22 protein-coding genes are annotated in these 21462 nt (G+C 43.6%); 9 read left to right on the top strand and 13 right to left on the bottom strand.

What is annotated here, in order from left to right; translation table 11 throughout:
* Positions 1-2 precede the first annotated feature (2 nt).
* The 3 genes from MHN32_RS13105 to MHN32_RS13095 all read right to left on the bottom strand — a co-directional run bounded on the left by MHN32_RS13105 (position 3) and on the right by MHN32_RS13095 (position 1445).
* The gene (locus MHN32_RS13105) at positions 3-206 is read right to left on the bottom strand and encodes a hypothetical protein (RefSeq protein ID WP_239421952.1); all 204 of its coding nucleotides are present in this window, start codon (positions 204-206) and stop codon (positions 3-5) included.
* A gap of 78 nt (positions 207-284) precedes the next feature.
* On the bottom strand, positions 285-434 hold the full coding sequence (locus tag MHN32_RS13100; RefSeq protein ID WP_239421951.1) for a hypothetical protein: 150 nt from the start codon (positions 432-434) through the stop codon (positions 285-287).
* Positions 435-539: 105 nt separating this feature from the next.
* Positions 540-1445: a LysR family transcriptional regulator gene (locus tag MHN32_RS13095; RefSeq protein ID WP_237116809.1), complete on the bottom strand. Its 906-nt coding sequence runs from the start codon at positions 1443-1445 to the stop codon at positions 540-542.
* 158 nt (positions 1446-1603) lie between these two features.
* Here MHN32_RS13095 and MHN32_RS13090 point away from each other — a divergent pair, with 158 nt between their 5' ends.
* From MHN32_RS13090 to MHN32_RS13080, 3 genes are read left to right on the top strand one after another with little or no spacing between them, the layout of a single operon-like run.
* Positions 1604-2296: a type 1 glutamine amidotransferase domain-containing protein gene (locus MHN32_RS13090; protein ID WP_235368625.1), complete on the top strand. Its 693-nt coding sequence runs from the start codon at positions 1604-1606 to the stop codon at positions 2294-2296.
* 24 nt (positions 2297-2320) lie between these two features.
* Positions 2321-3382 carry an NADP-dependent oxidoreductase gene (locus tag MHN32_RS13085; protein WP_206471322.1) on the top strand — a complete coding sequence of 354 codons (1062 nt, stop codon included), beginning with the start codon at positions 2321-2323 and terminating at the stop codon, positions 3380-3382.
* Positions 3383-3405: 23 nt separating this feature from the next.
* Positions 3406-4014: a glutathione S-transferase family protein gene (locus tag MHN32_RS13080; RefSeq protein ID WP_239421949.1), complete on the top strand. Its 609-nt coding sequence runs from the start codon at positions 3406-3408 to the stop codon at positions 4012-4014.
* Positions 4015-4088: 74 nt separating this feature from the next.
* Here MHN32_RS13080 and MHN32_RS13075 read toward each other — a convergent pair whose 3' ends face one another.
* On the bottom strand, positions 4089-5267 hold the full coding sequence (locus tag MHN32_RS13075) for an acyltransferase family protein (protein WP_239421947.1): 1179 nt from the start codon (positions 5265-5267) through the stop codon (positions 4089-4091).
* Positions 5268-5467: 200 nt separating this feature from the next.
* On the opposite strand from MHN32_RS13075, the gene MHN32_RS13070 reads away from it, so the two are divergent.
* Positions 5468-6133, top strand: coding sequence for a hypothetical protein (locus tag MHN32_RS13070; RefSeq protein ID WP_239421945.1), 666 nt, complete (start codon positions 5468-5470; stop codon positions 6131-6133).
* Positions 6134-6200: 67 nt separating this feature from the next.
* Here MHN32_RS13070 and MHN32_RS13065 read toward each other — a convergent pair whose 3' ends face one another.
* The 6 genes from MHN32_RS13065 to MHN32_RS13040 form a co-directional block, all read right to left on the bottom strand.
* Complete coding sequence (locus tag MHN32_RS13065) at positions 6201-8240, bottom strand: prolyl oligopeptidase family serine peptidase (RefSeq protein WP_237116860.1); 2040 nt, start codon at positions 8238-8240, stop codon at positions 6201-6203.
* Positions 8241-8382: 142 nt separating this feature from the next.
* Positions 8383-10008 (bottom strand): Na/Pi symporter, encoded by a 1626-nt coding sequence (locus tag MHN32_RS13060; protein WP_239421943.1) that lies wholly within the window; start codon positions 10006-10008, stop codon positions 8383-8385.
* A 127-nt stretch (positions 10009-10135) separates the two neighbouring features.
* On the bottom strand, positions 10136-11152 hold the full coding sequence (locus MHN32_RS13055) for a helix-turn-helix transcriptional regulator (protein ID WP_239421941.1): 1017 nt from the start codon (positions 11150-11152) through the stop codon (positions 10136-10138).
* Between the two features lie 121 nt (positions 11153-11273).
* Positions 11274-12515, bottom strand: coding sequence for a lipase (locus MHN32_RS13050; RefSeq protein ID WP_239421939.1), 1242 nt, complete (start codon positions 12513-12515; stop codon positions 11274-11276).
* 9 nt (positions 12516-12524) lie between these two features.
* Positions 12525-13475, bottom strand: a complete 951-nt coding sequence (locus MHN32_RS13045) for an alpha/beta hydrolase (protein ID WP_239421937.1) — start codon at positions 13473-13475, stop codon at positions 12525-12527.
* Positions 13476-13477: 2 nt separating this feature from the next.
* A complete protein-coding gene (locus tag MHN32_RS13040; RefSeq protein WP_239421935.1) occupies positions 13478-15748 on the bottom strand; it encodes a TonB-dependent receptor in 2271 nt (756 codons plus the stop codon).
* 111 nt (positions 15749-15859) lie between these two features.
* Here MHN32_RS13040 and MHN32_RS13035 point away from each other — a divergent pair, with 111 nt between their 5' ends.
* Both MHN32_RS13035 and MHN32_RS13030 read left to right on the top strand, forming a co-directional pair.
* Complete coding sequence (locus MHN32_RS13035) at positions 15860-16738, top strand: hypothetical protein (RefSeq protein ID WP_239421933.1); 879 nt, start codon at positions 15860-15862, stop codon at positions 16736-16738.
* A 213-nt stretch (positions 16739-16951) separates the two neighbouring features.
* Positions 16952-17134 carry a hypothetical protein gene (locus MHN32_RS13030; protein WP_010607278.1) on the top strand — a complete coding sequence of 61 codons (183 nt, stop codon included), beginning with the start codon at positions 16952-16954 and terminating at the stop codon, positions 17132-17134.
* A 160-nt stretch (positions 17135-17294) separates the two neighbouring features.
* On the opposite strand, the gene MHN32_RS13025 is transcribed toward MHN32_RS13030, so the two are convergent.
* A complete protein-coding gene (locus MHN32_RS13025; RefSeq protein WP_010607277.1) occupies positions 17295-17909 on the bottom strand; it encodes a response regulator transcription factor in 615 nt (204 codons plus the stop codon).
* Positions 17906-19042: a histidine kinase gene (locus MHN32_RS13020; protein WP_239421931.1), complete on the bottom strand. Its 1137-nt coding sequence runs from the start codon at positions 19040-19042 to the stop codon at positions 17906-17908. The genes MHN32_RS13025 and MHN32_RS13020 overlap by 4 nt, the downstream gene beginning before the upstream one ends.
* Positions 19043-19196: 154 nt before the next feature.
* On the opposite strand from MHN32_RS13020, the gene MHN32_RS13015 reads away from it, so the two are divergent.
* The 3 genes from MHN32_RS13015 to MHN32_RS13005 all read left to right on the top strand — a co-directional run bounded on the left by MHN32_RS13015 (position 19197) and on the right by MHN32_RS13005 (position 20681).
* Positions 19197-19505, top strand: a complete 309-nt coding sequence (locus MHN32_RS13015) for a hypothetical protein (RefSeq protein WP_010607275.1) — start codon at positions 19197-19199, stop codon at positions 19503-19505.
* 232 nt (positions 19506-19737) lie between these two features.
* Positions 19738-19986 (top strand): hypothetical protein, encoded by a 249-nt coding sequence (locus MHN32_RS13010; protein ID WP_010370628.1) that lies wholly within the window; start codon positions 19738-19740, stop codon positions 19984-19986.
* Between the two features lie 128 nt (positions 19987-20114).
* Positions 20115-20681 carry a hypothetical protein gene (locus tag MHN32_RS13005; protein WP_017217868.1) on the top strand — a complete coding sequence of 189 codons (567 nt, stop codon included), beginning with the start codon at positions 20115-20117 and terminating at the stop codon, positions 20679-20681.
* A 196-nt stretch (positions 20682-20877) separates the two neighbouring features.
* Here the strand turns inward: MHN32_RS13005 and MHN32_RS13000 are convergent, their stop codons facing one another.
* Positions 20878-21426, bottom strand: a complete 549-nt coding sequence (locus MHN32_RS13000) for a carbohydrate binding domain-containing protein (protein WP_010607273.1) — start codon at positions 21424-21426, stop codon at positions 20878-20880.
* Positions 21427-21462 lie beyond the last annotated feature (36 nt).

The raw sequence follows: 21462 nt of genomic DNA, 5'->3' as shown, positions 1-21462 counted from the left end.
TTTTAAATTGGGTTTTGCAGAGCTGAAATTAAATACATCGCTCCGTTTGGCTCTATATGGCCGTCGCAGTTGCCGCTTTCTATTTGAGTGGTGCTCAATGCGGCTTGACCATCGGTTGGTAAATAAAGTGCTTTTGATACACGCCAGCAGCTCTTTTGTTGGATAGTTTGCTGTTCGACGATAAGAATATGTCCACCACCTATCACGTAAGCGTTGGGAATGTTGGTTTGGGCTAGATAGGCGACTTTACAGGCTTTATCGTTATTAAAACCGTTTGCTATTATCTATTTTGAAGCGGGGGTTGAAACGGTAATAATACATTTTTCACCAATGGATACAGCGTATTGTCCCAGTTGCCACTCTGCTGCTACTTCGCCTTGTGCAGCCGCTAAATTATTTATGCCGATCGTTGCTATAAGTGCTAAATATTTCATGGAAGCCTCCTCGCATATTCCTATTAATCCTTTTGTGGTCACTCAACATTAGTATCTCATCCACCAGCTGAAAGTTACTAGGTTAAATACACAATTGGTTGAGGCTTACGCTTCAACCAATTGGCGCTGAAAATACCCTTTTAGAAAATCGAGCAGTAGTCGCACTTTTTTAGAGTTGGCATTGCCTTTTGGGAAAACGCCATAAACATGTATGTCTGGCAGCGTGTAATCTTCTAATACAGGCACTAAAGTACCGGCCTGTATTTTTGGTAATGCATCGTAAGTTGGAATTCGTCCAAGACCGTGACCTCCCTCAACAAAAGCGGTGCGAGCGGCGGCATTGTTGGTGCTTATATCGCCTTTCATCGTGATGCTATAAGCTCTAGCCCCTTTACTCAATGTGAGTGCCCCCGATGTCAGCTTGTAAATCACCCATTGATGCTGGTAGAGATCGGTAGGGTGTTTGGGGACGCCGTACTTTTGCAAATAGTCGGGCGATGCGCACAGACAGGTTTTTAGCACTGAAAGTTTACTGGCTTGCAAACCTGAATCGGGAAGTGGGGCGCCTCGAATGGCCAGATCAATCCCTTCTTTGATGATATTGACGACTTCATCTGTAAGCATGATATCGAGCTGAATTTTTGGATACATAGCTCTAAATTCATTGAGTGCAGGCACTATGGTTTGCAGGCCAACATTCACAGGGCAGGTAAGCTTTATTAGACCGATTGGTTCTTTCTTTAAATTCTCAATTTGCTGGTTTGCAGCAAAGGCTTGCTCTGCAATCACACGGCAGCGCTGATAATATTCGCGGCCTGCCTCTGTAAGTGAAATGGTGCGGGTCGAGCGATTGAGCAATTTTATGCCTAACTGTGACTCCAGTTTTTTGACATGATAACTCACCACTGCACGAGACAAGTTTAAATGCTTAGCGGCGCCGCTTAAGGTGCCTTGCTCAATAACTTGGGCAAAAACGACCATGCTTTTAAGTTGCTCAAACGAAATATCCACGCATTACTCCACAGGCTGAGATGAATTGATTGTATCAATTGTTTGAACAAAGAGTTAGCTTTTGTCTGCATTGTTTAACTTGTCTTAAGTTCATACTTTTATATTTATCCGCAGGTTAAATAGCCTGAAGTTTTAAGAAAGAATGAGAGGTAACTTTGATGACAGCAAAGAAAATTTTAATGGTGCTAACGTCACATGCAGAACTAGGCAATACAGGTGAGAAAACAGGGTTTTGGATTGAAGAGTTTGCCGCACCTTACTATGCCTTTGTGGATGCAGGGGTAGAAGTAACGCTTGCTTCACCAAAAGGTGGTCAGCCGCCAATTGACCCAAAAAGTGAACAGCCTGATTTCCAAACCGACAGTACTAAACGCTATTTTGATGATCAAAAAACGCAGGAGAGGGTGGCAAATACGGTGCCACTAGCTAAGGTGAGCGCGGCAGATTTTGACGCTGTGTTCTATCCTGGCGGTCACGGACCTCTATGGGATTTAGCAACAGATACCAATTCAATCCAATTGATAAGCGCCTTTTTAGCTGCAGATAAACCAGTTGGTGCGGTGTGCCACGCTCCGGCGGTGCTAATGGATGTAAAAACCACGTCGGGTGAGTATCTGGTAAAAGGTAAAGTGGTGTCTGGTTTTACGAATAGTGAAGAGGCGGCAGTTGGGCTGACTGATGTTGTGCCATTTTTATTAGAAGATGAGCTGGTTAAACGAGGTGCTGATTTCCAGAAAGTCGATGATTGGAATGTGTTTGCTGTTAGAGATGGCTTAATTTTTACAGGGCAGAATCCAGCAAGCTCTGAACTTGTCGCTGAGAAAATGCTGACGTACCTAAACCAGCTGTAACCTGCTTATTAAAAGGAATAAATCATGAGTAACGCAATAAACCAAGCTCAAAACGCACAAACGAATCGTCGCATTACCTTGGCGTCACGCCCACATGGTGCACCAACGCAAGAAAATTTCAATTATGAAGAAGCACAGATCCCAACGCCAAAAGAGGGCGAGGTGCTCCTTCGTACCGTCTTTTTGTCGTTAGATCCATACATGCGTGGCCGTATGAGCGATGCAAAATCTTATGCTGAGCCGGTTGCTATTGGTGAAGCGATGGTGGGTGGCACAGTATGCCGAGTTGAAGCGTCAAATAACCCTAAATTTACCAAAGGTGACTGGGTACTCGCGATGAGTGGCTGGCAAGACTATAGCGTCTCGGATGGCACTGGCTTACTTAAGTTAGACAACAATCTACCTAACCCATCATATAGCTTGGGCGTGTTAGGGATGCCAGGCCTTACCGCTTACATGGGACTGATGGATATCGGCCAGCCAAAAGCTGGAGAAACGGTAGTCGTTGCCGCAGCAACCGGTGCTGTAGGCAGCCTTGTTGGACAAATAGCAAAACTGCAAGGCTGTAGAGTAATAGGCATTGCTGGTGGCGCCGAAAAATGCAGTTACGCTACCGAGACACTTGGTTTTGATGCCTGTCTTGATCACCGCAAGGATGACCTCGCTGAGCAGTTAGCGCAGGCATGCCCATCGGGAATTGACGTCTATTTTGAAAATGTGGGTGGCAAGGTGTTCGATGCAGTTATGCCATTGCTTAACTCAAGTGCTCGGGTTCCACTTTGTGGGTTGATCTCTCAATATAATGCCACTGAGTTGCCATCGGGGCCTGATCGTATGTCGATGCTGATGGCGACACTGCTGATTAAGCGAGTGAAAATGCAAGGCTTTATTGTATTCGACGACTATGGACATAGATACAACGAGTTCAGTGAAGCGATGCTGCCATGGTTAAACGCGGGCAAGATTAAGTACAAAGAGCACTTAGTCGAGGGGATGGATAACACAGTGGAGGCATTTATTGGCTTATTGGAAGGTAAAAACTTCGGCAAACTTGTCGTGCGCTTAGGTCCAGACGAACTCGTATAATTAGATTTATCAGGAAAAATTAGATGTTAACTGTTCACCACTTAAACGAATCACGCTCGACAAGAGTACTTTGGCTTTTACATGAACTCGACATGCCTTATGACCTTGTGGAGCACGAGCGAAACTCTGAAACGCGTCTTGCACCCGAAAGCCTAAAACAGGTGCATCCGCTTGGAAAAGCCCCCGTGTTGGTCGATGACAGCCTAGTCTTATGTGAGTCTGGAGCCATCATGGAGTATCTGCTAGATAAGGCAGAAGACAGTAGTTTGCGACCAAGTGCGGGGACTCCTGAGTACTATCGATATCAAGAATGGTTGCACTTTGCTGAGGGATCATTGGCACTGCCGGTGATCGCATCTTTGATGATGAAGATGGAGCAGCGTACAGGCGATAAACCAATGGATGGTTACATTGCTAAAGAAGTCAATGTCGACTTTTCTTATATAGATACCACACTCGCCAAGCAAAGCTATTTCGCAGGCAACGACTTTACCGCCGCCGATATTATGATGACGGTGATGCTAGAAATCGCAGATAAAGTCGGTTTGCTCACAGCGCATGTCAATATCAAGGCTTATCTTGAAAAAGTGCAAGCTCGCGCCGCATATCAAGCTGCACGCAGCTACGGTTAGGCTGTTTAAAAGCCAGAGGTTTGCTCTGGCTTTTGCGAAAGTAACTTTCGCACGCCGACTTCCTCTACTAAAGTTCACTCCGTCAACATGCCTGCTTTTACATTTTTTTGCTTGGCTTTTCGGCCGTTTAATAAGATACCAATCACCGTATTTCTAACCATATAATGGTAGCTAATAATGCCTATCGTCACCGTCAGAGATAGAGCAATAATAAACTTGATGAAGACAGGTACTTCAAGGTTCGTAAGAGGAAGTTGAATATACACAAGGAGCGGAATATGGATGAGATAAATCCAATAGGATGCGTCTGAAATATAGCGACTTTGTTTGTTAAATTGATTTAACCATTTGAACCCAGCTAAATAAGCGACAGCAGTCCAACTGAGAATGGCGATGGTTTGAACTACAACGCTGATCAAATTGATTTTTTCAGGCGTTGCGTCGCCTGTTTTGACCGCGATGATGACTTTTTCAAGCGACGGTGATGGCGGCAAAAAGTAAAAGTATGCAACCAATGAAGTGCAAGCAGTAATTAATAACCAATTGAATTGTTTTGAGTAGCGAGTTACCACTTCATGATGATGAAATAGTCCTGCTCCCAACAAAAATAAAGAGCCATAAAACCCGTAAGCCCACCAATGAGGTTGCAGTTTATCAGGAGCTGGAAATGGCACCATCAAATTGGACATAGATGCCGTGATGATAACCGGCAATATAACGCATAAAAAGACTGGTTTAACAACGATAGCGAGAGTGTGTTGATAAAACTTTGGAAACTTGTGTAACAGCCAAAATAACACACAGAACTGGCTTAAATACCATAAGAACCATAAATGCATGCTTGTCACCTGTGGCTCTTTTATCTGCTGCATAACACCAAATAACGGTGGTGGGGTGCTGGCAACACTGCTGCCCCAATGCATCGCATGTAATAACACCAGTAAGGTGAGCGGTAGGAAAATAATAAAGGGAATGAGTAGTCGTTTTAACCTGTTTTGAATATAAGCTTTACCACCACGTTTTTGAATAAGCAGGGCGGCACAAAAGCCGGCGATGATAAAAAATAGTGGCATCCTGAATAGGTGCGTCCACATGGCGAGGTAGTTAAAAAAGACATTTTTGTCTGGATCGACACTGATCCAAAGGTTATGAAAATAAGGGCCGTATGCTAAGGCCGCATGAAAAACAACACCAAGCAATAGTGCCAAGCCTCGCATATTATCAATATAATGAAACCGCGCGTTATTGTGCATTCTGTTATCCCTACATTGGATGCTTTATCAGGTGGTTATACTATATTTTCTGCCTACTAAAATATTGAAGAAAAGCGACTCTTCAGGCTGAATCGTTGTTACGAGAACATTTAATAACAAATAAAGTGGCTGACCGACTTTATTTTTATCCTGTCTTGGACTCAAAATAGAGACTTTATCTTGCTGGAAACGGAGCCAGAATGAAAGCAAAATTGATATTTGCAAGCGCAGCATTAGCAGTAGGGTTAGTGGGGTGTAATAGCGACGGTAGTGGTCCTGATGATGGTCAATGTGGTGGTGTTGGTAACTCAAGGTTTGATATAACCAGCTTTAACCTCGGTGAGTTTAGCGCTGATCAGGTAGATGAGTGGGTGAACACTGAATATGATGGCGTTGAACCTATTTCGTATCAAACGCTCGTATTTCAGCTTAAAGCTGACACGCAGTCTGTAGCGCAGTTAAGTGCACCGAGTTTTAAGTTTTCTTTAATTAGCACCGCTTATGCCTGCTCACCTGTTCCCCCGTATACCAATGAAAAAATCACGGATATAAATATTACCTCTAGCGCTGCGTTTAGTGACGAGTTACCTGCAGGTTCAAGCTTAAATGAGGTGTTCGACATCGTGTATATCGGTTCCGATTACTCTAATCAGGTTGATTATCGTAGGCTGGATAATGGTGAAAATGACTACTTTTCAATATCCGAGTTTTTAGATATGGAAGATAAAAATGCGAGCGAATTTATCCAGTTTGCACTGAACAGTGAACCTACTTACAAACAGAACCATGTATTTTATATTGAAATTTCGCTGGATACCGGTGAGCAATTCTCGCTTGAATCTCATGAGCTTAGTTTTGCCGAGTAGGTGAAATGAGAAAAGCGCTCAATATGAGCTTGAGCGCTTTTAACGTACTAGATAGTAAAATTTAAAGCTATTTGAGTCTGTCCATGAGGTAAACAAACTCAAGGCTATTTACCATCGCTCGCTGTTCATTATTTGCAGCGCCTGCATGGCCACCTTCGGTATTCTCAAAATACAGAACTTCAAATCCCATATCTTTCATTTTAGCAACCATTTTACGTGCATGGCCTGGGTGAACGCGGTCATCTCGGGTTGAGGTTGTGAAAAATACTTTCGGATATTGTTTGTCTTTACTTAGGTTATGGTAAGGCGAGTACGTTTTAATGTATTCCCACTCTTCAGGAACATCTGGATTACCATATTCGCCCATCCAACTTGCGCCAGCAAGTAGCTTATTAAAACGCTTCATATCGAGTAATGGCACTTGGCAAATAACGGCGTTGTAAAGTTCAGGCCTGCGAGTGAAAGCGGCGCCCACTAGCAATCCGCCGTTACTACCACCTTTAATACCTAAATGTTGAGGTTTGGTTACTTTATCTGCTATCAGCTGCTCTGCTACGGCTTCAAAGTCTTCATACGCCTTGTGGCGATTTTCTTTTAGTGCTGCTTGGTGCCAGCTTGGTCCATACTCACCGCCGCCACGAATATTCGCAAGCACATAAACACCGCCTTGTTCTAACCAGTTTTTACCAGTTGATGCCGAGTAGTACGGCTGCATAGAAACTTCAAAGCCACCATAGGCATATAATAAAGTAGGATTGCTACCATCTAACTTGATATCTTTCTTATGAACAATAAAGTAAGGCACTTTTGTACCGTCTTTTGATGTCGCAAATTTTTGCTGGGTAACAAACTTATCTGCGTCGAAATGTGATTTATTACCTTTGAGTCTGGTTGTTCCAAGTGATTTACCATCGACTAAGTAAAGACTGGTCGGTGATAAAAAGTCCGTGTAGGTGACAAAAAAGTCGTCTCTATTGGGATCAGTATCAAAAACGGATAATGAACCGGTATCAGGAAAGTTCACTGGGTCTATTTTCCACTGCCCATTAGCTTTAGGCATATAGCGGAAAACCTTATTCTTTACATCATCTAACACGGTAACTAGTATGGCTGATTTGGTAAAACTCAAATTTTCTATTGAACGATTTGCTGTTGGCTTGATTAAGCTTGTAAACTGGATATTTTTAGAACCCAAATCGTTAATGTTGGCATATATTACTTCTGCTTGTGAAAAGTGCTTCCAAGCAGATTTTAGCTGGATAAAGAGCATGCCATTGTTTAATCCGAGGAGGCTTGCATCGCTAGGCACTGGAATTTTTATCTGCTTATCACCTTCGAGTTTATAGACGTCGCGAGTATAAAAGCTTGTAGAATCGTATAGAAAGTGATTTGTGTTGCCTTGATCGTATACCGTAAAGCCTCCGGCACTGATAGAACTTTTATTTGCCTGATAGACCGTTTTAGCGTCGTCCAGCAGCGTACCGCGTTGCCACACTTTAACCGTTCCAGCATAACCTGAGTCAGTTAATGAGCCTTCTCCAAAATCTGTTGCAACAAATATTGAATTCTCGTTGAACCAAGATACTGAGGTTTTTGCTTCAGGTAAATAAAACCCATTTTTTACAAAAGATTTGCTTGGAATGTCGAACTCTCTCACGACTTTTGCATCAGCACCACCGCGGGATAAGTATACCAAACAGCGTTCATACTTTGGATAGTGACAGTTCATTCCGCCATAAACCCAGTTTTCGTCTTCAGCTTTTGCTAGCGCATCTAAGTCGAGAATGGTTTCCCACTTAGGATCCGCTTTTTTATACTCTTCAAGAGTTGTTCTGCGGTATATGCCTCTTACATGCTCCGCATCTCTCCAGAAATTATAGTAATAACCTGCACGTTCAGTTGCGTACGGAATACGAGACCGATCATTGATAATATCTAATGTATTTTGAAAGATATGATTATATTGGCTGTGGCTTTTGAGTTGTTTTAGTGAGCTATCGTTTTGTGCCGTTACCCACTCTAGCGCTTGTTTGCCTTCAATCTCTTCAAGCCATAAGTATGGATCTTTTTCTAATGCTATCGATTTACCAGCAAAGGTGGTGAGCATACATAGTGTCGCAATATTTGTAATTTTTTTTCTCAAAACTTAGTCCCTATTTTATAGTTATTTATTACGTTTTATCATCAAGTCGTCAAAATAGGAATGTGTGCTGATTAAAAAAACGTGATCTGCTTACATCGATTCACACTTAATCTGCTTGCGATGGAGAGAGTTGTGCTTCAATGGCGTGGATCAGCAACATCGCTTTATGCCACTGCTGTGAAAGTTGCCACATCTCCGCCAGAGTATTGATATTGCTTACCATCTTATCTATCGCCAGTGATGCGTGAGTACCTGCTAGAATTAAGTCGTCTTTCACATCGTCATGTAAACGTTGCAATGTCTCTTGCGCCTGCAACAGCTCTGCAGGTGTTACGCTTTGCCCATGTAAGCTGGTTTTCATGAAGTGGCTAAGCTGGGCTTGGTATTCATTCAATTGTGCATGCAAGTCATGATGCTCTGCGAGTTGCTTATATGGAGCGTGTTCCGTTAATTGTTCTACACAGTGGCTACAAGTAAACAAATACTGCTCAATACGCATGAGTTTAGCGAGTAGTGAGGTGGTCTGTGATGATAATGCTGATTGCTCTACCGACACAATAAAAAGGCTAATTTGCTGACACAGAGACTGGATCGCATGAAGTGCCTGTTCAACCGCGAGCTTATCGGTCGGGAGTAGGCATTTATCAAATTGGGCCAACACCTTATCTGCAACGAGTTTGGACTCAAGCAATAACGCATTGATTGCAAGCTCTGGCGTTTGGGCGATGGTATTATCTAAAAAGCGTGGCCTCGAAGCCGTCTCCTCGGCACTGCAAAAGCGTTTCATTAAAAAGCCCGCGAGCCTGTCATTGAGTGGAAAGATGAGTAGCACGCCCAAAATATTAAACAAAGTATGAAAAAGTGCCAATGACAACGCGGGATCGGCGGTGACGCCGAAAAGCGCGGTAAAATAGTTGATGAGATAAAACAACACAGGTAACACCGCAAAAGCGACCATCGCGGTGAACACATTAAATATGACCTGAGCCGCCGCGACGCGTTTGGCATTAGCTGTTGCGCCAATGGATGCCAGCATAGATGTTGACGTGGTGCCGACGTTTGCACCGATGACCATCGCGCCTGCGGCATATAACCCAATCATGCCACTAGCAGCGGCGGTAATGGTCAAGGTGATGGAAGCACTGGAGGATTGAGTAAGGGTTGTCATCACCATGCCCACCAGCAAAAAGGTCAACATGCCGCTTATTCCCTCTGCGTTAAATTGGCTTAGATCAAAAGCAACGACAATATGCTCAAATGCGCCTTTGAGAATATCAATACCGATAAAAAATAGCCCAAAACCAACCAAGGCCATGCCTGCCGATGCCAGTCGCGAGCGAGGAAGTAGCAACTTCATTAAGGCACCAATGCCTATCAAGGGGAGTGCGATAGCTTGGATATTAAATTTAAATCCAACCGCGGCTACCAACCAGCCAGTGATGGTGGTGCCAACATTAGCGCCATAGACAATACCAAGCGCCTGATGCATGGTAATAAGGCCTGCATTTACAAAGCCCAAAGAGGCCACGGTAACCGCGCTGGACGACTGCACTAAGGCTGTCATGCAAAAACCAGCAGCAATACCGCGCTGAGGGGTTTTGGTCCACACTCCAAGCACTCGGCGCAGCGACGAGCCGGCCGCTAGTTTTAGGCCGTCTGTCATCATGCTTATCGCAACTAAAAATATTCCCAAACCGCCGAGTAGCGTTCCTGCAAGTTGAAGTGTTTCCATATCCCTTCCACGTATTACATTTTTACTCTGTTTGCTTGTTGCACAATATCACTTTTGTTGTGCTTTGTTTTGTTTAACGTCAACTTTTACATGAGTTGTATTAGCAGCTCTAAACAAAATTTAATAGTTAGGATTTTGAACTCAAACTCTGCAGAAATTGCATAGGCGTTATGCCGTTCCACGACTTAAACGCACGGATAAAGCTACGCTCATCTGAAAACTGCAGTGTGTGCGCCACTTCATACAAACTACTGCCTTGAGTTAGTCGCAGTTTGGCCTGCTTGTTCTGTACGTTATTTTTGAGTTGCCTAAAACTGGTTTGATACTCAGCGAGCCTTCGTCTTAATGTTGCGGGACTGATATTGAGCTTGTCAGCCATTTGTTCTTGGCACAGTGTTCCCGCGTTAAGCTCACTATAGACTTTATCGAGCAAGTTAGCGTGGTCGTTGATCGATTGCTGGTGATGGAGTGTGTTTGCGAGCGAATGATAAATGGTACTGAGTGTTAGGTGCTCTAGCTTCGCCAAATCCAATGATTGATTCGTTTCTTGGTATTGATAGGTGAGTAAGTAGCGATTACTTAAGGGTTTAATGGGAATGTGGGTGATAACCGAGTTTAGCAGCGAGCTTGAGTCACTTTTGGTCTGCACTTGTGTCAGTTGAACTCGGGTGGTTTCGGCGCACACATATTTTACGAGGCCATGGATCAATATCAGCATGCTATCTAACATACAGCGAGAAAATTGTGCGTCAGCGGCTGTGGCGTAGTCAAAGGCTGCATCATCAATTATGTAACTCACTTGAGAGTGTGACACCTCGCAGAAATTGTAGGTCCCCGCGTGGATAAAGTTATAGCCACGGGCAAGCTCCTGTAAGAGCTGAGTAATGGTGCGGCAATGGCGCAGACTATTGAATACAAATTCGTTAGTGCCAGGCAGAAGCTTTTTGCGGTTGAGGTTTAGGCTTTCGTCATTGAGCTCGACAGCACAGTGTTCCATCACGCGCATAAACTCAATGGCATCTAGGGCGTCAATAGCTTTATTGATAGCCAAATACTGCGCGACCGCAGCAAATTCCAGTTTTGCTGCGGTGAGTGTGTGCTGCATCAATTGCACGTAGCAAGGTGCAATGGCGGTGTTTGACATAAATACGTAAGCTCATCCTGTCACTCTCAACAATTCAGTTAATCAACATCAACTCAAGATAGCAATAGTTTTGCGTTGCAACTTTAGTGCAGTATTTTGTCACCATCCGCCGAGGGGGCTGCTAGGGTGCACTTAACCAATTTTTGATTTGGTTGATTGCACTGGGTTCCCAGCCAAGCTCTAGGTGGTTGGTGGCCACAACCGCCGAGCCCGCCAAGTTACTTATTCCTGTGCTGTCGATGCAGCTACTGATAAATACAACGCCATCGGAAGGGCCGGTATGTTCATTGTGAATAAATGCCATATCGGCCTGATCGCCACAAAGATTATAAACTTGAACGCTACTGTCGGTGCCAGCGTTACGAACTTGGTCTACCAGTGAGTTGACTGTAAACGTTGCGATACCTCGGCCTTTGCTCACAAACCCTAAGCCACCGTAGTAAGTGGTGTACCAATCTTGCTCTGTGGTGGGCAGTGCATATTTATCATCTAGTGCTTTTAACATCTGCGCGGAGCCGGGAAAGTAAGGCGAGTCGTAAACCCACTCGGAACTCGAATACCACAGGCCAAAACATAATATTTGATCATGCGCAGTAGGCCCATTTATGCTGCCGCCACATTGCGAATAAGCACCATAGGTATGATTAACGCCGTGACGAAATGACCAATCAATGCCGTTGTTGGGGGCACCGAGCATCACCAGTTTGCGTACGTCACTGTTGAATTTAGTGCTCCAAGCATTGGTCAAAGAAGAAATATACATGCGGGCATTAAACGCGCTTTTTGACCAAGTGACTAAATCGACTTGCGTTGCCCCCGTCTTATTTTTAACCTGAGCGATGGCATTGGCTATCTGCTCCGCCCAGATAAAGCCATCGCCATTTTTATGCGCCAGATTTAAGGCAAAAACCTTGTAATCATCATTGGCAAGCGCTTGCATTAAGCCTTGCGAAGGGCAGTTTTGTCGACCACAGCCGTAACTACCGGCCTCGTTTGGATTTGCCCAAGCCAAATCAGCATCTTGATTGGCACCGTGGATCAGCAACACCGGTGTTTGGCGGCTGTTACTATCCCAACCCGGCGCATGATAAAGCAGAAACTGCGCAGAGCTTGGTTGGCTAGATGCAAAGAAAGTAGCACGCTGACCTGATTGATCGCCACGGCCGTCGGCAGGAAAGCTTTCATTGCCGATATGCCCTGAGCTATCTCGCCACCTTTCAACCTTCTGCCAGCCATTGTTAATACCTGTGGTATAGGTGGCTTCAAGTGTCGCTGAAGCGTGCGCTACACCACTAGCTGCAAGTGAGATAAAAACGAGCAATCCATAAGTGTGAGTACGCAACGCTGTTTTTGTGTTTTTCATATTTTTATCCTAGGTTAAGTCATGTTTTAACTGATTGGCGATATTACTGCGCGCGAGCTTGCAGACGTCGAGCACGGCAAAGGAGAAAAACGCATGTATGGTATTTTCAAAGCAGGTTAGGGTATTAAGCACACCCGCTTGCTTTAGTTTTTTGGCGAGCAGTATTCCTTCGTCGTAAAGTGGGTCGCAGCCGGCAAGCAGCACACTAGTGGCAGGAAGGTGCGTCATGTCTTCAATAAATAATGGCGAGACATTGACGTCCGCCGCGCTTTGCTCGGGTGCGAGATACCAGTTGCAGGTGTCTTTAATTGCCTCTCTGGTTAGCAACAAGTTTCCATCGCCATACTGCATGCGCGACGGGTAGGTTTCATGGGGAGAAAAAGAGTCAACCACAGGGTAAACTAGGTATAAGTTACTTAGGGTGTTTGGCTGTTGTTGATGTAAGTTATGCGCTGCAACAAGCGCTAAGTTACCACCTGCACTGTCGCCCATCAGTGAAATCTTAGTGGGGTCTAGCTCCAACCGCTGGTGGTTTTCTTGCAGCCAATCTACTACGGCGAGCACTTGCTGCAGGGCGCATGGAAATTTATGCTCAGGCGCGAGGCTGTATTCGACACTGAAAAAAACGACACCGGATTGCTGGCATAAGTCTTTTACCAGTCCGTCATAGCAGTCGACATCTCCTAAAGACCAGCCGCCGCCGTGGACAAACACCACCGCGGGACTGGGGCTTGCCAAAGGCTGCGCTGGGCGGTAACAGCGAACGCTCACGTGAATACCATTGTGTTCAATGTGTAGGTCTTGGCTACTTACTTGTGCGTCAATCTCTCCCGCGAGTCCTAAAAACATCGCTCTTGCGCCTTGTCGAGAGGTCTCAATGGAGATTTCTATGTCATGAATGTCGCCAGCTTGAGCCGCGAGGTCGTCTAACAGTGCTTGTGTTTGTTTGTCTAATTTCATAATTAAAACTTATATTTAAGGTTGATACCGTACGTTCTAGGCGCGCCGTAATAACCAAGTTGAACCCCAGGTGCTGCGCTAAGATCGAAGCCGTGTTGACGATAGCGTTTATCGCCTAAGTTTTTACCGTATAAACTGGCTTCCCAAGTATCGTCCGCGGAGCGGTAGTGTAGTGACATATCAAAGAGGGTGTAGCCTGACTGTGCGAGTACCTCAGAGCTGCTCACGGTGAGATAGGTTTTACTGCGATAGGCGGCACTACCACGTAGCGAAAATTCGCCTTGCGTAAAAGCGCTAAAGAAGTATTCAAAGCCTGCACGGCCATTCCATTTGGGTGAATTAACCAGCTCCCTTTCATCGCTGACTTCTTTCCCAAAGTCGCCGATGAGCTCATCATAACCGCCCCCTAAATAGCCCAAGTTGAGGTTCACAGTGAGGTTATCGGAAGCCACGGCTTCGAGCTCCATTTCTGCGCCATAAATGGTGGCTTTACCTGCATTTTCAAACAGTGATAAAAACGCGCCGGTGTCGGGGTCGATAGAAAAGCGGCTGAGCTGAAAGTTCTTATAGTCATTGAAAAAAGCCGCGGTATTTAAGCGAATATTCTGCTTATTCAATAAGGACTTAGAGCCAATTTCATAGCTCCACAAGGTTTCTGGTTCAAAAGGTTGTGCAAATGAGGTGATCCGGCCGTTAAAACCGCCACTTTTAAACCCTTTTCCGGCGCTCAGGTAAACCATGCTGTCGTCAGATATGGTGTAATCGAACACCACTTTTGGGGTAAACTCTTTCCACTCCTTGGATGCGCTGTAGCCTGTAGGGCTATAGCCAATGCCTGTGCCGAATACCGCTTCCATTTCCTCAGCCGTTGTTACACCGGTGCCAAAAAACTCCTCGCCTTTGGACGTGACTTCTTTTTTCTCAATGGTGTAGCGTGCGCCAAGCGTGATGTCGAGCTTTTCAGTCAAAGACCAAGAGAGGTTAGCGTAGAGGGCTGAGCTGGTATTTTCTTGATCGCGTTCTCCTGCGTTAATCACAGGCCAAGGCAGGTAAACATCTGGTGCCACCATAACGAAAAAGTCCGGAGCAACGGAGCCGCCAAAACTCAGATCGTCCTCATTAAAGTAATAGAGCCCAGATACCAAGGAGAACTGGTCGTCTTTGTATAACCATTGAAATTCTTGGCTTATCTGCTGTTGATCTTCGAAATTAAAAATACCAAATGATGCATCGGGGGTGGCATCTAAGTCTAAGTGCGTGCGGTATTCCATTTCGCGTCGAGCAGTGATGGATTTAAATACCGAGTGGCCCGTGAGATATTCAAGCGTTAAGCTCGCTCCCGAGGTATCGAGTTCTTCTAAATCGTTGTAGTTAACGTCAACGAGAAAAGGGTCTTCCTCGGGCGCGTAGTAGCCTTCTTTTACCACCGAATAGATAGGCGTTTCTCTATGTGGGGTGCGTGAGCTTGAGGGGGATGCGTTCGAGCCGTCGACGACTAAATAGGCCGAAAAATTCTCACTTGGTTGATAAAGTAAACTGCCGCGCCACGCTAAGGTGTCTTTGTCGTGGTCGTCACTATTGTTATAGCGATTCTCACTAAAACCATCTCGACTACTTTTGGCAATCGCAAAACGTCCAGAGAGCGTGTCTTCAATCAATGCGCCGTTGACGCTAGCTTTTATCGTCCGAGCATTATAATTTCCAAGTGCCACGCTGACATACCCTTCGTTATCTTGCGAAGGTTTGGCACTACTGAAACGCACCGCGCCACCTATGGTGTTGCGACCGTAAAGGGTGCCTTGTGGACCGCGTAATACTTCGATTTGTTCCGGGTCGACAACATCTAAAAAGGCACCTTGAACGCGCCCAAGATATACGTCGTCGAGATACACACCAACGCCAGGGTCATTAAAGGAGATAGAGTCAATTTGGCCAATTCCGCGAATATAAATGACGGCGTTGGAAGCATCACCTGAGTGCAGGTTAAGGTTCGGAACGTGAGATGCCAAGTCACCGAGGTCTTGTACGTTCATCTTCTCAAGCTCTGAGGCGGAGAGCGCGGTCACCGCAAGTGCGACATCTTGTAGGTTTTCGGTTTGCCGCGTTGCGGTAACGCTGATCCGCTCAATTTTTTTGCTTTGCTGAGTGCTTAGCGTGGACTCCGCTTCGGCATAGCTATGGCCTGATAATACTGTCGCAATCAGAAGTGATAGTGTATGCGGTGGTATACCTTTGGTTGAACTGACTCTGTGCGATTGAGTTGCTGCAATCATGCTGAGTAACCTTTCGTCGTTATTATTATGTTCTCCAGTATAGGAATGAAGAAAATTCAATAGCTAGGACAAAAACAGTCAACTTGATGAGCAAATTAGCTCATTACGAACATGGATATCTTATTCATCCATCAACTCAAACCTGTTCTACGGCTCAATGGGTGTTTATATTATGATGCTGATGAAAGTGGCTTAGAGTGTTCAAGTAATTCTTACGGTCAGGTTTTGTTTGATAAACAATACTATCCTGATGACATTTCTTTGAGAGATGACAACTTATGTATCGTTGAAAATGGTAAGTTGGATTGTTTCGAGTTGGTAAAAGAATGGAGCCAAGAAGACCCTAAAATTCGACTGCAAGCGCGTCCAACAAATTTAGATTCTATTAGTAATGGAAGCGCAGCAAGAAAATCTTACCTTAGTTGGGAAGGTATTAGCGTATGCGCTTTATACACAGGCGGCTTTTTGTGTGACAGCGACAACTCTGGGGCTGATTGGAGTTATCCTAGTATGTATTTTGATAACATATTATCTCTGGATTTAAGTGAGGACCGTATTTGCATGGTTAGAGGTTATCAGCAGATTAATTCTCGCTTTGTGCAATGTATCAAGGAGGGAACTCATGAAGAACTGTTTGTTCCTGGTGACTTATTAACTACAAAAAGTGTCTCAGTTGGTGCTATAGAAACATGTGTTTTAGAACTTGATAGAGCGGTGTGCTGGAATCGCGCTAATGATGTATATAGCAAACCACTCGTTAATCCGACGCAACTCAAAGTATACACTTACCAAGCTTGTGCAGTAGATGATAACGGTCTATCTTGCTGGCCCTTAGGGAGTAATGAAGGAAAGGGGATAACGCTTCCTTCGATTCAAAATGTGACGAAATTAATGGAAGATTCAACCTGTGCGGTGGGAGAAAATGGTCTATTTTGCTGGGATACTTTTCCTTATTATGGGTATGGGCAAAGAGACCGAGCACTATACTAGTTTAAAGGCATTGGACTGGGTTGAGCTCAGTCCATTGCACGCAACAAATTATCCGATATGTAAAGATTGCATGCTAAGCCCTTAGTTAAAACTGAGCGAAAGAATTATTTACAATTTTAGTATTTGCTGAATTATTGTTCTTTATCTCTAAAGGTGATACTTTGGGGTACTCTTTTAAAAAAGGGTACAAATTATCAATAAGGAAAATAAAGAATGAAATTGAAATTACAAAAAAAACCACTTAAATCTCTATCTAATAATACCGAACTCAATGCGCAAGCGACTCCTCAAGTAGCAGGTGGCGTGAAGCAAACTGAGTGGTGCAGCATGGGTCCAAAATGTTTAGTTACCGGCACTTGCTATCCTACGGATAAAGTTGCCTGTACGGAAATGTAATATTGATTCGTGATGCGGACCTAGTTCGTATCACATTTTATGCTTTTTTGTATAAATAACCTTAGCTTCGGATAGTTAATGCCATCCTAGCCGTCAGCTTTGGCGCTAATCGGATTGAGCTCACTTTCAATAACCAGCTATCGTCACGGTTAAGCTTCATTTAAATCAAACTCTGGTTAATCGCCTTTATGACCGCTTGGGTTCTGTCTTTAACTTCAAGTTTTGCGAGTATTTGAGAGACATGGTTGCGAATGGTGCCTTCGGAATTGTGTAAGGTGTTGGCGATGATTTTGTTTGACATGCCGAGAGATAAACAGCGCAACACTGCTTGTTCTTTTTCAGTCAATTTTTCTTGTGGTGCTAATTGCTGATCTAGAAGGTAAGTCGTCAAAGCGCTTTGTAGCACTTTTTTCCCTGCAATCACTTGTTGGATGGCGTCGATTAATGCCTCTAGTTCAATATTTTTAAGTACATAGCCCCGTGCACCAAGATTAATGGCCTTTACCAATACATCGCAATCTTCAAAGGTAGTGATAATCAAAACTGGAGTGGGTATTGCGTTAGTGCGCAATGCATTAAGTACACCTAGTCCATCTAAATTAGGCATGCGCATATCCAGTAAGATGATGTCAAATTGTTGTGAAGCGAGTAACTCAAGTGCCTGTATACCGTCTTCAGCTTGCCCTTTTATACAAATGTTTTCGTCAAGGTTAAGCAAGTTGGCTAGGCCTAACCTCACCAAGGTTTGGTCTTCCACGAGTAGGCAATTGATCATGTAATATTCTCGGATAAAAGGTTAAGTTCGGGTACAGGTATGGTTATCGAGCTGATGAGCTTTTGATTTTCAATTTTTTGTGTGAATGAGCCGTTAAGTAGTGCTAGTCGCTCATGTAGCCCAGATAAGCCATTGCCTTGTTTTGGCAAGCTAGACTCGCTTTGGTTGTGAAAGGCGTTAGCTTTTAGATTATGGTTTGCTGTGTCAATTACGACCTCAAAATTGATATGATTTGCTTTGGTATGTTTGAGCGTATTGCTTACCATTTCTTGACAAAAACGGATCACGCAGAGTGAATGCGCTTGCGAAATTTGTTCTGATCCACGGTCTAGCTTTAAGGTGTAGCGCAAATTGGGTGTAGCCGTGAAAATTGCTTCTAGTGCTTGTTTCAAGAGTGTTTTATTGTGGCGCTGAGTGGATACGATACTTCTTACTTCCTCAAGCAAAGTTTGGCTTAGTTGATGGCAACTCGCTAGGGTTGGCTCCATATCTTCGCTTGCCGTTCTTTTTGCGAAATCAAGATTAATACTCAGTGCTGTGAGTTTATGGCCTAGTGAATCATGCAATTCTCGGGAAATATTGAGTCTTTCTTGCGCTGCTGACATGGCTCCCATCATGTGTTGCGCGGCTTTAAGCTCTTTGTAATTTTGCCGAGATTGGTAGTGCATATTGAGGCTCTCAACTATGCGTCTGCTGACAAACCAGTTCATTGCACAAAAAAATAGCCAAACAGCAAAGGTGATCCAAGGTACGCTACCCTCCCACCTTGTATAGTGTGTAAATCCGTATACCAGCATAGCAAGTAACACGGCAGACAGAACTTTAGGGAATGAAAAGTGCGGACTAAAAATTGCAGAAAACATGACCAAATGAATAAAAACTAATGAAGTTGTTGATACCTGCATAAGTAGCGCTATCAATACTAGGTAGGTACAGGCTGCCGCATGGACTCGCTTATTTGGGTTGTGAATGATAAAAAACAGCAATGTCAAAATGGCACCGCTAATGAATAGCTGGCCGACCAATGCGAGCTGAGAGTTACGGTAATACATACATGCAAGTGTGACACCTAACCAAGAAGCAAGTGTTGAAAAACGCCAGTCTGTTGTATGGCGGATAGGAGAGTCCATCATTTCTGCGCAAAGTTTTTATTTTTGATTATTACAGAATCGCTATGGTGAGAACAGTGATAATTGTCATAGTCAAAATATGAGATTTATCACTGGTGACGTGACATCACTTTACTAAGATAGTGATGGATATCGGTAATTCATATGAGGCTTATTTATGACGGATATGGCAACGATTTCTTCAATGGCTACTGTTCAATGTGGCGTCGCTCGTGCTGATGGAAGATTATGGGCGACGGCAGATACACTGCATTTTACTCCTTTCAATACCTTGCTGGGGCTAGGTCCATATCAAATTGATGTCGCTGATGTGATTAAGGTTGAACAGTGCCTTGGCAAAGGCGCAGGACTGCTTCCTCTTACAACTCAAGCGATCCAAATTACATTAAAGAGTAATCAAACGTTCAAATTTATTTTATCAGAACCTGAATCATGGGTAAGGTGGTTTAATTCTATTAGCTGTTGATTAAATGAAAAGGATTTAAACCCCACAATTTATAGATGGCTTTCTTTAAGTTGTTGTAAAATTTTAATTTTAATTTTTATTTTCCAGGTTGGTTTCATTTGGTAACTAGTTTGGAAAAAGGGATTGTTCAGTTTGGTAATTAACCTATAATTAATTTGGCAGGTAGAAATAAAGCTGATAATCTATTGCCCGTCTCAAAATAATCTCACTTAAACACAAGGATTATAGTGTTATGAATGCTCAAAGATTGGAGCGCATATTAAGTGCGTTTTTACCTTCTTTTATTGCTAAGCAACTAGCTAAATCACCAAAACTTTTGCTGTTTGTTGTGCTATTTATCACCTTGCTCGTCATTTTTATTATTAAAGTCGCCTCTTTTGCTATTTACTCTTTGGTCGTGGGAGCTGTGTTATTCGGCTGTTGGATGGCGTGGAGTGGCACTAAACGCATCATGTCGAAGCGCAAGAAACGAGTGTCTTAAAGTTAAATCAAGATACTCTGGGCTTGATAATTATTACGTAATTAATCTGAAATATATTTTTTCGGTTTGTCTGCCGTATTAGATATTACATAAATTGAAAATCTCAATCTATTTAAGGAAAAATAACCATGAGTCTATTAAATAAATTCAAAACACAAGCGCAATCTATTGGCAGTAGTATTGGTGAATCTACCAGTAAACTAAGCGGTGATATTGTGTCTTCAACGAAAGACAATGCAAAGCTTGCAGGTTTGAAATCAGATATCGCGTCAATCGATGGTCAACTTAATATTGCATACCAAGATATTGGCCGCAAATATATTGAAAACCTAATCAAAAACGATGGTGCAAATCTTGAAGCTGTATTGCAAGACACTATCGAGCGTATCGATCCGTTAATTAAGCGTAAAGACGATCTGGAAGCGGAAGTTATCGCTATCGAGAAGCAACTAAAAGATCAGATAGTTATCCAGGAAAAAGCGGTTTTCCAAAAAGAATTTGATGGTGAAAAAGAGAAACTAGAAAAAGCGCTAAAGCTTGATGTTATCTCACAAGACGAGTTTGATACTAAGCTGGCTAAAGCACGTTTGAAACTGGACAATTTCGATGAAATTCGTAAAACCAAAAAGCAGCACGAAATGGGTCTAATCAATAAAGAAGAATTAAAAGAAAAGCTAACTGCGTTAGGTGCGTAATCTAACGCTTAATTACTCCCTGATTAGCCAGCGCTAATAATTTAACAATTATATGAGCTGGCTACACTCTGCGTTATTGAAAAATCATATTCAAATCATTGCGTTTACGTTATTCGCTTTAACCTTAAATTGGCAGCGATTGTTTAGTAAAGTGGAATACCCCACATGTAGATGCACATCAATTTAATTGGCTAAATTACTCAATTCGAAGACTCTTTATTGCAAGGCTTGCTTCGCCACCTTCTGTGTCTGTCAAGTCTGGTACAAAGTAAAGTGCGGAAACATGCTTGAGTATGACCCCTTTGTCTTTTGACCAAGCAGGTGTCCAGTTGGGTCTGGCAAAATCATTCAGAGATACGTTGATTGTTTGCCAAGTATCTGATGCTGGTAATTTAGTTTGGTAGTGAGCATAGCTTTTATCACCTGAGCCGCCATACTCCTGTTGCGATAACTTAACTATCAAAGCGTTATCACTTTTATACGTCAGTGCAATGTTGAATTGAGAGGGGAGCTGTTTAGTGGGCAAGTCGTAAATAAGCTCTACCCAAGAGTTGTTTTGTTTATCGACTCGCGGCACGCGTTTAAACTGAATAGCAACTTGCTCTTCATTAACAAGCGGGCCGTTCAGAATTGCTTGGCTGCCATGCGGATCGGTCGCATAACGCCATTGTTTTGGCTTTAAGTTCGGCTGAGTATAGCTACAGCCAGAAACCGCTATAACGAATAAAAGTGATAAAAAACGCATAGAAAAATCCTTAGAACAACGTCCCTAAAATATAAT

Source organism: Pseudoalteromonas sp. Of11M-6 (assembly GCF_022347905.1).
Lineage (GTDB): Bacteria > Pseudomonadota > Gammaproteobacteria > Enterobacterales > Alteromonadaceae > Pseudoalteromonas.
The sequence above is the reverse complement of the archived record's forward strand: the minus strand, read 5'-3'. Positions and strand labels throughout refer to the sequence as shown.